Here is a 10941-nt window from a genome sequence, read left to right as displayed (position 1 = left end):
GCGCTTGAGAGAACGATGTTGAAGGAACTCGGCAAAATACCTCCGTAAGTTCGCGAGAAGGAGGCCCGGTTTCTACGCAAGTATTGACTGGGGGCACAAACCAGGGGGTGGCGACTGTTTACTAAAAACACAGGGCTCTGCGAAGTCGCAAGACGACGTATAGGGTCTGACGCCTGCCCGGTGCCGGAAGGTTAAAAGGAGGTGTGCAAGCACCGAATTGAAGCCCCGGTAAACGGCGGCCGTAACTATAACGGTCCTAAGGTAGCGAAATTCCTTGTCGGGTAAGTTCCGACCTGCACGAATGGCGTAACGACTTCCCCGCTGTCTCCAACATCGACTCAGCGAAATTGAATTGCCTGTCAAGATGCAGGCTTCCCGCGGTTAGACGGAAAGACCCCGTGCACCTTTACTACAACTTCACACTGGCATTAGGCCGAACATGTGCAGGATAGGTGGTAGGCTTTGAAACCGGAACGCCAGTTCCGGTGGAGCCTCCCTTGAGATACCACCCTTGTTCTGCTTGATGTCTAACCGCGGTCCGTTATCCGGATCCGGGACCCTGTGTGGTGGGTAGTTTGACTGGGGCGGTCGCCTCCCAAATCGTAACGGAGGCGCGCGAAGGTTGGCTCAGAGCGGTCGGAAATCGCTCGTTGAGTGCAATGGCAGAAGCCAGCCTGACTGCGAGACTGACAAGTCGAGCAGAGTCGAAAGACGGCCATAGTGATCCGGTGGTCCCGAGTGGAAGGGCCATCGCTCAACGGATAAAAGGTACGCCGGGGATAACAGGCTGATACTGCCCAAGAGTCCATATCGACGGCAGTGTTTGGCACCTCGATGTCGGCTCATCTCATCCTGGGGCTGGAGCAGGTCCCAAGGGTACGGCTGTTCGCCGTTTAAAGAGGTACGTGAGCTGGGTTTAGAACGTCGTGAGACAGTTCGGTCCCTATCTGCCGTGGGTGTAGGATACTTGAGAGGAGTTGCCCCTAGTACGAGAGGACCGGGGTGAACGATCCACTGGTGTACCAGTTGTTCCGCCAGGAGCAGTGCTGGGTAGCTATGATCGGAAAGGATAACCGCTGAAGGCATCTAAGCGGGAAGCCCCCCTCAAAACAAGGTATCCCTGAGGGCCGTGGAAGACCACCACGTCGATAGGCCGGAGATGTAAGCGCAGCAATGCGTTCAGTTGACCGGTACTAATTGCCCGATAGGCTTGATTTGATCCAGTAGAAGCAAGGTTTGAACCTGAAACTGCGGAGCAATCAAAAGCATACACAACAAAACATGTACTTGACCTGGACGGCAGGCGCGAAAAACAGCGCCTGCGGATGTGCTTCTTTCTCGGTTTGGTGGTCATAGCGCGAGTGAAACACCCGATCCCATCCCGAACTCGGCCGTTAAGCACCGTCGCGCCGATGGTACTGCGTCTTAAGACGTGGGAGAGTAGGTCACCGCCAAACCTAGAAAGAAGCACAAACCGTATCTCTCAAAACGATACCAGCACAGCGCCCCTGGACAATACCTCTAAAGGGCACGTGGCGCGGGATGGAGCAGCCCGGTAGCTCGTCAGGCTCATAACCTGAAGGTCGCAGGTTCAAATCCTGCTCCCGCAACCAAATTATACCGCATTATCAAATGCTTGAACGCCGCCCTCCGGGGCGGCGTTCGCGTTTCCAACATCCGTGGAAGCACTGTGGAAGCAAGAGGGGCCGAAGTTCTTCATATCGCTGCGTGAATCGGTGCCTGCGATGACTGTTGCTTCCAGTGCCGCTCGATCGGGATCATCGCATCGATGCCGGCCGGGATCCCGCTGCCAAAGGCGAGCTCTCGAACATCGACCGCGACGACATCCAGTACCGGCCGCTCTTCGGTCATGAGCACGAACTCGGTGATCCTTCCAGGCGGGCAGTCCCTCGAGGCCGGGTAAACGAGCGCGAGTCGCTTGCAGCGGTAGCGACTGGCGTAGGCGTTCATCTGATACGCGTCGCCGCTCGAGACGCCGGAGTTTGCTTCGCCGAGATCGAGGCGCTTCCATTTTGCATCGAGAATGGCAACGGTCTCAACTTCGCTCTGAATGGTGATGTCGGGGCGCAGCTGGAAGCCCGCCGTCGCGAGGTTCTTCACAGGGCTCTGAATTCCGACAGAAAGGCGAGCCCCGGCCTGCACCTGGCAAGCATGCCGGATGCGCAGTCCGAGTACCGTCTCGAAAAGCTTTTCCATGTTGAACAGCAGAGCGGAACCAGCTGCGTCGCCGATGCGAACATCCGGATAGAGGCCTGTCAGCAGCCAGCGGGCCCGCGCAAACACCGGCTCTCAGTGTCGGATGGTGCGATCGAACCGCAGGGCACCGACGTCGCGAGCCCTGACCCTGCGATCGGGCACCTCGTCAAAGCGATGGAGGAACGCCGCCACCATCGCGCGGGTCCTCGGGCTCAGCGCGAATTCGAGTAGGATTCGCAGGACGCCCTTCAGCGTCTGATTGTAGGCGTTGTCGATGCTGCGCTCGTCGAAACGACAGAGCAGATGAGAACGATCGAAGGCGTTCGCGCGCAGGTGCTCGGTCAGCTCGAGTCGTCCGCGGATGGCATTGAGGTTCTCCGTCCTCTCCGAGTACCGGGCAATCGGTGTGGATGCGCTTGTCAACTTCGACCAGCGTGATCAGCTCGCCGAAGACGTTGGCGACGTTTCCGCGATTGATCTCGTCGATGAAGAGGGCGAACCGCTTGACGTTGCCACCTTCGACGGCCGCCCGTGGCGCGGCGCGGTGGACATCGTCACTGCGGGCTATCCGTGCCAACCGTTTTCGGTCGCGGGCAAGCGCCGGGGCGCGGACGACCCGCGCCACCTCGGGCTGATCGAACCGCGCGTGGAGGCGCTGATCGCGGCGACGGGGATCGACTTTCGCATTGGCGGCAACCGGGCCTTCTACGTGCCGGCCCATGACTATGTGCAGGTGCCGCCGCCGCAGGCCTATTTCGAGCCAATCAACTGGCACCGCACCGCCCTGCACGAACTCGGTCACGCCAGCGGCGCTCCCCATCGGCTCAACCGCGATCTCTCCGGCTCGTTCGGCTCGAAGAAATACGCGTTCGAGGAGCTGATCGCCGAGATCAACGCCGCCTTTTGCTGCGCCTCGCTCGGCATCACGCCGACCGTCCGGCACGCCGATTACATCGGCTCCTGGCTCGAGGTCCTGCGCGAGGACAATCGCGCCATCGTCCGCGCCGCCAGCCAGGCGAGCAAGGCCGCCGACTGGCTCTTGGCCTTCGCCCCGGATGATGCCGATCAGACGAGCCGGGTTGAACCTGCTTGCGACAGGAGAGTGGCATGATCCTCTTGACCGACGATTTGCGCGACCGGCTGCTGGCCAATGGGCGGCAGAGCGATGTCGACCATGTGCCGGTGGTGAAATTCTTCAATCCCGTCGGCGCGGGCACCTGGCTCATCACCGAAATGGAGCCGGACGGCGACACGCTGTTTGGGCTCGCCGATCTCGGCTTCGGCTGTCCCGAGATGGGCTCGTGCAGCCTCGCGGAGTTCAGGTCGATCTCTCTGCCCTTCGGTCTTGGCATCGAGCGGGACATCCTCTTCGAGGGGCTATTTCCGCTGTCGGTCTATGCCGAAGCGGCCCGGCTAGCGGGCAGCATCGTAGAAAGCGAGCGATTGCTCAGGGCCGCCGCGGCGTCACTGCGAAACAGGCAGTAGAATTCCCACGCCATCGGCGTGGCGCTCTCACTCCGGATCAGGAGAGTGAGAGGGCTGCGCCTTTTTCCGTGACGGGTTTGACCTTCTCGCGAACAGGTTCCGGGATACGATTCCAGACCCGCGACGGCCTGGGGCTGCGATCTTCCAAGGCTTCGGGGCCGCCCGACAGATATCGATCATACCAGCGGTAGAAGGTCGTTCTGGGGATGCCGAGCTTGTCCAGCGTGCGCTTGGTCGGCAGATGCGATCCTTCGACCAAGCGGATAACCTCAAGCTTCTCGGATGCGGGATACCTCATTCGTCGTCTTCCCCATCCGCGATCATGCTTTTTTTGAGCAGCCGCAGCTCCAGTGCCTGCTCGGCAACGACTTCCTTCAGATCGCGGGCCTCACGGCGCAGATCCTTGACTTCGGTAGATGTCGCCGCGCGAGCCGTATCGCCCGCCAGACGCTTCTTGCCGGCCTCGAGGAATTCCTTGGACCAGCTGTAATACAGGCTCTGGGCAATAGACCCGGTCCTGGAGGTTTGCTGCTGCTTGTTGCGGAACTCGAAGTGCAGCATCGGCGTCTTTCGCTTGTCCGTCGGCGGTCCGTATTTTCTGATCGATCTGCGTGATGGCGGCCGTTATGCGTTTTGCTTCGGTTTCGGCACCCTCTGCTTCTTGATCCAGATTTGCCGCCTTCCTCTGTTTCTCTGCGATCTCGGCCTTGATGGCGGCGACGTCGCATCGCTCCAGAGAAATCCCGCACCCCTGTGCCAGTACTTGATCTATTGGAATTCGGCAGATCGAGCATATCCGCAATGTGGTTGAAGAGGCCGACGACGCCCTGATCTGCACCAACAGTGCCGGTGACGTCGCGCGCTATCGCCCCGGCGGCGAGGCGGAAATGATCGCGACTGGCCTCGACACGCTCATGGGGCTTGTCACGGACTCCGATGGATCCTGGCTGGTTTGTGAAAGCGGCACGGGCCGCGTGCTGCGGATCGATGGCAAAGGCGAACTGGAGGTTGTGGCCGATGGTCTCGACAAGCCCGCCGGGATCACGATCGGTGCCGACGGAACTCTGTTCGTTTCCGAGATTGGCAGCGGGCGCCTTGTGGCGATTGTCGATGGTAAGCCGCAGGTGCTGCATACCGGCATGATCGAGCCCCATGGCGTTGCCGTGGTGGGAGATCCTGTCATGGTTCTTGACCGGACCGCCGGAAAGCTCATCGGCGTTACCGCAGGCACGGCGACGGTTCTGGCCTCTGGATTGCCAACCGGTGGCGGGGTGGGGCGCAGGATCAACACCCCTCCGGGGATCGCTGGATTGATGCCCGGCCCGCTGAGCGCGTTTGCCGATCTGGCCGTTCTGGCGGATGGTCGCCTCTGCATCGGGTGCGACGGAAACGGCAGCGTTCTGACCCTTTCCCAACATAGCTGACATCACTTCAGGCCGGGGTCCGGCCGCAGAAAGGCCGGATGAAGCCCCGCACGCCCTTGGGCGAAGGCAATCGGCATAACCACGCATTTCCGTCAGAGCGCCGCCATCAAGCGGCCTCCGTGACGCACATCAACCAGAAAGGTACGACACGATGATGATCAAGAAAATCTGTAAGGCCATTTTCGGCACCGTTACGGCGGCCCTCGCTCTTTCGCCGATGGCGGCATCTGCTGCGGATACGCAGCCCGGCGATTTCATCGCGGCCCCGCCGGGGACCAACGGCATTCTGCTCTACGGGATCTATGGGGACAACGACGGGGCGACCATCGGGGGGGCGATCTGCCTGCCAGTCTGGAAAGCTATGTGATCATGCCGCGCTATGTCTATTTCTTCGAGGTCGGCGGAATGACGGCGGATATCAACGTGCTTTTGCCGATGGGTAAGCTTAGCAACGGCAGCCTGGGCGGCGCCGATCTGGGAAGCGCTGACGGCTTCGGGGATCTGACCGTCGCGGCGACCTTGTGGCTTGTCAATGATCCGGCAAGCAATCGTTATATGGGGGTGGCGGGCTATCTGAACTTCCCGACCGGAAGCTATGATCCGGACGATGCGCTCAACCTCGGATCGAACCGGGTTTCGGGAACGCTTCAGCTTGGCGGCGTCTACGGATTGTCTGAAAAGTGGTATCTGGATCTCGTGGGCGACGTGACGCTTTATGGCGACAATCGCAATGCCAACGGTGCCGGGGGTATCCTGTCGCAGGACCCGACATATACCGTTCAGAGCTGGATAAACTATCAGTCCACCGACAAACTGCGCCTTTCGCTGGGATATGGCGGCTATTGGGGCGGCGATCAGTCCCTTGATGACGTTGCCAATGGTATCACGTCCGAGAAACAGCAAGTGCGCGCCGCCGCGACGATCTCCCTTACACCCACGCTTCAGCTGCTGGGGCAGATCAACCACGACTTTGATGTCAAGGGCGGGTTCAAGCAGGATGTATCGGCACTGTTTCGGATCATGAAGGTGTTTTGAGCGCGAATGGCTGAGTGCCAGCTCAGCCATGGGTGCCCCCGCGCTTCGGCTCCTGCGGAACCATTGTGGCGCGTGCGACGTACTGTGCGCCAACACTGGATCAGCGGAAGTTGGAATTTTCCGGCTCTGATCGCGATGACGGGCGGGTGGCACCATCGTGATGCGTGTCCGACCTCGTTATCGTGTCCGCGCCAATTCCCGAGCTTTCTGTTGAAGGCCTTGATAAAACCGTGCTCCGGCATGACGCGGACGAGGCCATGTTTCCTGGGTCGGCACAGGCTGCCATCTTGTGCTGATCCGGGCCACGGGGGCGCCGGGAACACGGATCCGGAAATGTCGTGCCGCTCGTTTGCGCCCTCTACCTTGACCGGGAGGGGGGAGAGCCTGAAATACATCCATGGCGTGGCGATAGCGGTCGTGGCGCCATAACGAGCGGCTGGGGGAAGCTTCGACCAGTTGCTGCGGCTGGCGGTAGTGTTTCGATCTGAGAACAAGACACTACCCGGAAATGTTGGCGCTTTCGGGGATCTCATCAACGGGGGGCTCGCCATCCAGTTTCCTGCGATACTGCGTGGGGGACAGTCCGATACGGCGCTGAAAGGCGCGGGAAAAATAGGCGGGGTCTTCGAACCCGAGCGCATAGCCGATCTCGGCCACGGTGATGCGGGTATAGGCCAGTTGACGGCAGGCATCCTGAAACAGGATCGTTTCCACGAATTTCGAGGCGGACAGTCCCGTCCCTTGCCGGCAGATCCGGTTCAGATGCGTCGGGGTCATCGACAGGGCCTGCGCATAGTCGGCCACCCGCCAGCGCTGGCGATAGTTCTGGCGGACAAGGGTCTCGAACGCCTTGACGCGCTGGTCCTGTCCCCGTGTGGGCACCTGTTGCCCTTCGGTCATCTCGCGGGCCATCTGACAGGCGATCAGCAGGGCCAGGGCCCGCAGAATTGGCGCGCGACCGGGCTGTGTCGCGCGGTGTTCTGTCTGGATCTGCGCGAAGGGCGCCGCGATCCGTTCGGTGGCCGGGCAATGCCCCCAGCTGTCCAGCGGGCTGGCAAAGGTGGCGTCGGCGGCAAGCGCGTCGGAGAGTTCAGCGACCGGGATTGTCAGCACATAGCCTTCCGTCCCCTTGGCAAAGCGAAACCCGTGCACGGTCAGGCGCGGGATGCTGATCATCACCGGCGGCGCCAGATCATAGGTCATGCCATCGACGGTGATCTGAACCGCGCCCTGCTGGATGAAGAAGAACTGATGCAGGTGCGGATGCCGGTGCGGTGCGATGTGCCAGTCGTGCAGAACCGCGCGGTCCGTGATGCGTTCGCAGTGCAGGATATCGGGAAAGGCGTGCCGTTCGCCATAAAGCGCATAGGCGGGAATGGTGCTGCGCGTGGTCGGGCCGGGATTGTCTGGCATGTTCCAAAAGTACCATAGTTTGATGCTTCGGTCCATTCAGTAAGCCCTGGCGTGTTCTATTAATACCGAAAAGGGGGGGGCTATGCGTACACAAGTTGCAATCATCGGCGGCGGGCCATCGGGGCTTTTGCTGTCCCAGCTGTTGAACAAGGCGGGGATCGGCACGGTTGTTCTGGAACGCCGCACGCGGGAATATGTGCTGTCGCGCATTCGCGCGGGCGTGCTGGAATGGGGCACGGTCGAACTGCTGCGCACGGCGGGCGCCGGCGACCGGATGGACCGCGAAGGGATCGTGCATGACGGCTGCTATCTGTCCACGGCCAAAGGCATGTTCCACGTGGATTTCAAAAAGCGCGTCGGGAAACAGGTGATGATCTATGGCCAGACCGAAGTCACCCGCGACCTGTATGATGCGCAAGAGGCCCTTGGCGCCACCGTTATTCACGAGGCCGAGGATGTCGCGCTGCACGATGTGGACGGCGATGCACCCTATGTGACCTATACCAGGGATGGGCAGGAGTACCGGATCGACTGCGACTATATCGCCGGGTGCGACGGGTTCCACGGGGTCAGCCGCCCGACCATCCCCGAAAGCATTCGCACGGAATACGAACGGGTCTATCCCTTCGGCTGGCTTGGTATTCTGGCCGAGACCCCGCCCTGCGCGGACGAGTTGATCTATGCCAACCATCCACGCGGGTTCGCGCTTGCCTCGATGCGGAACCCGAACCTGACGCGCTATTACATTCAGGTGCCGCTGACCGACAAGGTCGAGGACTGGTCCGACGATGCCTTCTGGGCCGAACTGAAAGCCCGCCTTCCCAAAGAGGTTGCCGAAGGCATGGTCACCGGCCCGTCGATCGAAAAATCCATCGCGCCGCTGCGCAGTTTCGTCAGCGAGCCGATGCGCTGGGGCCGGCTGTTCCTGTGCGGGGATTCGGCGCATATCGTACCGCCGACGGGCGCCAAGGGGCTGAACCTGGCCGCGTCCGACGTGCACTATCTGTTCGAGGGGCTCAAGGCATTCTACCAGGCGGGGGATGCGTCGGGGCTGGACCGCTATTCCGAAGTTGCTCTGGCGCGGGTCTGGAAGGCCACGCGGTTCAGCTGGTGGATGACGACGTCCATGCACCGCTTCCCCGATCAGTCCGAGTTTGATCAGCATATTCAGGAAAGCGAGCTTGAGTATCTGGCAGGCTCGGCCGTTGCACAGGCGGCCATGGCCGAAAACTATGTGGGCTTGCCGTTCGACGAGTGATGTTCGGTCCAGGGCGGGGCGGACAGGCGGCGCGGAAAGGCGCGGCAGATATGTTTACGGCTCTGATATCATCGCGTATGCAGTGGCCTTTGTACGCAAAGATGAACCTTCAGAGAGACTGTTGAATGAGGGTCCGGACGGAAGCCAAGAGACGATCCATCATTGAAACAGCGCGCCCGCTGTTTCTGGAAGGCGGCTATGCGGGCGTCACGATGGCCGCAGTGGCCAGCGCCCTGGGCGGATCAAAGGGCACGCTCTACGGGTATTTCCCAAGCAAGGAAGAGCTTTTCGGGGCCGTCGTGGCCGAGGCCAGCCCCGGTCTTTTCGCGTTGCTCGAAACGGTTGAAGCCGAGGCGGATGATCTGGTCTCGGGCCTGGAAGCGCTGGGCTGCGCCTATTTGCGGCTTGTCCTTTCGCAGCCGGTGATCGAAACCAGCCGGATGGTCGTGGCCGAGGTCGGGCGGCAACCGGAAATCGGCGAGATCTTCTTTTCGAACGGCCCGGCTCGCACCCTGCGTCGGGTGCAGGAAATTCTCTCGGACTTGGGGAAACGTCACGATCTTGTGGCGCTCAGTGACCCAGAGGCCGGCGCGCATTTCACCGGAATTTGCGATGGCGGGCTCTATAGTCGCATAATTTGGGGGGCCGAGCCTGTGCCCACGGATCAAGAGATTGCGCAGCGGGTACGCCGTGCTGTCCGCCGGTTTCTTGCGGGATACGCCCCTTAAACTTCCTTCCATTGGGACAATCTGATGGCCCTGTGGCGGGTGTCCGGCCGGACACCCGAAGCGATGTCGCGCGTTACGTTCGATCACGATTTCGGTACCGAGGTGTACGGAAATGTTGACATGAGTCTGGCCCTGGAATAACCGTACTACATGGTACGCTTAAGTGTCCTGGCGATAGGCATGACACATGCGCATCGACAAGGCGCAACGCCAGAGGAATCAAGCATGACTGCACCGAAGAAATGGATCAAACAGGAAATCGAGTCGCTGGACCCAGAGGTCGATTATGTGCGGATCTGGCAGTTGGCGAGCTGCTATGACTCGAGCGAGTTCATGTCGAACATGATGTATGCGCTGACCTTCCCCAACTTCGTTGTGACCGATTGGGGCTCGGCTGCGGTGTGGCGTGAAGACGGTGGCAAGGTTGTCGAACGCGCCACCTCTCGCGTGGAGCAAACACAAAGCACCAATGCGTTGTGGTGGTGGTATGGGCCGCATGACGAGCGCACCAAGAAATCGGTCGATGGGATCAACCGGCTGCACGCCCATTGGGCCAAGCAATATCCCGGAGCCTTCGCGTATAACGACGATTACATCTATGTCTGCGCCTTCTCGGCCGTGCTGATGCATCGGTTCCGTCTGCGTGTCGGTGCGCCCGGCGTTTCGGAGAATGAAAAGATCGGCTCCCACAAGTTCTGGGGTGAGATGTCCAAGCTGTTCGTGGCCGAGAACAATACGCCATTGCACGGATATCCCGAGGACTTCGAAGGGTGCCTTCGGTTCTGCGAAGAGTTCGAAGCGATGGAAAAACCAAAGCCAGAGCGGGGCAATCTGATCGCCTCGGCGATCTACGAACAGTTTGTGTTCCGGTACTTCCCCGAAGAATTGCACTGGCTCGGGCATCAACTCATCCGCAGCCTCGCGCTGCCGAGCACGTTGAAAACCATGCAGATCGACCCGCCACATCCGATGGCGCAGGAAATTCTGCCGAAGTTGATGGGCTACATTCTCTGGTACAAGGAAACCTACGAAGACGACCCGTCGCGGAGCTATATCGAGAACCGCGAAGCCATGAGCCAGGAAGAGCGCCGCGCCTTCATGGGGTCTATCCGCGAGCTCGACAAACAGTTCCCGTCGCATTTCGTCGCAAACTATAAAGACGATCCGAAGTTTGAAGGATGCCCGTTCCATGAGGCGCTTCCCCGTTATGAAGGGGAAAACGAATTCAAGGCATCGGAAACTGTGCAGGAGATTGAACGCGTCGTTTCTGGTGAGGTCGGTGTCGCCAAGGCGGACTGACCTTCTCTGCTGCTGATCTCATTTTCTGAAGGTGAGGTTGATCCGAGCAGGCAAAGAATAGGCCAACGGGCAGCGCACCTCC

The 10941-nt window shown here is 60.3% G+C and carries 8 protein-coding genes, 1 tRNA gene, 2 rRNA genes and 3 pseudogenes (1 of these 14 running past the window's edge); 11 read left to right on the top strand and 3 right to left on the bottom strand.

Features of this window, described 5'->3' with window-relative positions:
* The 3 genes from TQ29_RS16590 to TQ29_RS16580 all read left to right on the top strand — a co-directional run.
* Positions 1–1218 (top strand): 23S ribosomal RNA (locus TQ29_RS16590); it begins 1615 nt to the left of the window's first position.
* 124 nt (positions 1219–1342) lie between these two features.
* Positions 1343–1457, top strand: a 5S ribosomal RNA gene (rrf, locus tag TQ29_RS16585).
* Positions 1458–1536: 79 nt separating this feature from the next.
* A tRNA-Met gene (locus tag TQ29_RS16580) sits at positions 1537–1613 on the top strand.
* A 103-nt stretch (positions 1614–1716) separates the two neighbouring features.
* On the opposite strand, the pseudogene TQ29_RS21155 reads toward TQ29_RS16580, so the two are convergent.
* Positions 1717–2640 (bottom strand): annotated as a pseudogene (locus tag TQ29_RS21155) (McrC family protein).
* Positions 2641–2722: 82 nt separating this feature from the next.
* On the opposite strand from TQ29_RS21155, the pseudogene TQ29_RS20790 reads away from it, so the two are divergent.
* Positions 2723–3328 (top strand): annotated as a pseudogene (locus tag TQ29_RS20790) (zincin-like metallopeptidase domain-containing protein); the annotation flags it as partial.
* On the top strand, positions 3325–3702 hold the full coding sequence (locus TQ29_RS16565; protein WP_054540082.1) for a DUF2958 domain-containing protein: 378 nt from the start codon (positions 3325–3327) through the stop codon (positions 3700–3702). The pseudogene TQ29_RS20790 and the gene TQ29_RS16565, both read left to right, overlap by 4 nt.
* A gap of 79 nt (positions 3703–3781) precedes the next feature.
* Here the strand turns inward: TQ29_RS16565 and TQ29_RS20785 are convergent.
* Positions 3782–4215 (bottom strand): annotated as a pseudogene (locus TQ29_RS20785) (helix-turn-helix domain-containing protein); the annotation flags it as partial.
* A gap of 290 nt (positions 4216–4505) precedes the next feature.
* Between TQ29_RS20785 and TQ29_RS16550 the strand changes: the two are divergent.
* From TQ29_RS16550 to TQ29_RS16540, 3 genes are all read left to right on the top strand, one after another.
* Positions 4506–5126 (top strand): hypothetical protein, encoded by a 621-nt coding sequence (locus TQ29_RS16550; protein ID WP_054540080.1) that lies wholly within the window; start codon positions 4506–4508, stop codon positions 5124–5126.
* Positions 5127–5280: 154 nt separating this feature from the next.
* Entirely contained in the window at positions 5281–5493 is a 213-nt protein-coding gene (locus tag TQ29_RS16545; protein WP_157445621.1) for a hypothetical protein, read from the top strand.
* Positions 5494–5495: 2 nt separating this feature from the next.
* On the top strand, positions 5496–6161 hold the full coding sequence (locus TQ29_RS16540; RefSeq protein ID WP_054540078.1) for a transporter: 666 nt from the start codon (positions 5496–5498) through the stop codon (positions 6159–6161).
* A 498-nt stretch (positions 6162–6659) separates the two neighbouring features.
* On the opposite strand, the gene TQ29_RS16535 is transcribed toward TQ29_RS16540, so the two are convergent.
* Positions 6660–7574 (bottom strand): helix-turn-helix domain-containing protein, encoded by a 915-nt coding sequence (locus tag TQ29_RS16535; RefSeq protein ID WP_054540077.1) that lies wholly within the window; start codon positions 7572–7574, stop codon positions 6660–6662.
* Between the two features lie 82 nt (positions 7575–7656).
* On the opposite strand from TQ29_RS16535, the gene pobA reads away from it, so the two are divergent.
* The 3 genes from pobA (at position 7657) to TQ29_RS16520 (ending at position 10859) form a co-directional block, all read left to right on the top strand.
* Positions 7657–8832: a 4-hydroxybenzoate 3-monooxygenase gene (gene pobA, locus TQ29_RS16530; RefSeq protein ID WP_054540076.1), complete on the top strand. Its 1176-nt coding sequence runs from the start codon at positions 7657–7659 to the stop codon at positions 8830–8832.
* Between the two features lie 125 nt (positions 8833–8957).
* Positions 8958–9560 (top strand): TetR/AcrR family transcriptional regulator, encoded by a 603-nt coding sequence (locus tag TQ29_RS16525; protein ID WP_054540075.1) that lies wholly within the window; start codon positions 8958–8960, stop codon positions 9558–9560.
* 225 nt (positions 9561–9785) lie between these two features.
* Positions 9786–10859 (top strand): hypothetical protein, encoded by a 1074-nt coding sequence (locus tag TQ29_RS16520; protein ID WP_054540074.1) that lies wholly within the window; start codon positions 9786–9788, stop codon positions 10857–10859.
* Positions 10860–10941 lie beyond the last annotated feature (82 nt).

Origin of the sequence: Actibacterium sp. EMB200-NS6 (genome assembly GCF_001305615.1) — a bacterium.
Classification (GTDB): domain Bacteria; phylum Pseudomonadota; class Alphaproteobacteria; order Rhodobacterales; family Rhodobacteraceae; genus Actibacterium_A; species Actibacterium_A naphthalenivorans.
Note: the sequence above shows the minus strand (reverse complement) of the source record. Positions and strands in the feature narration are given on the sequence as shown.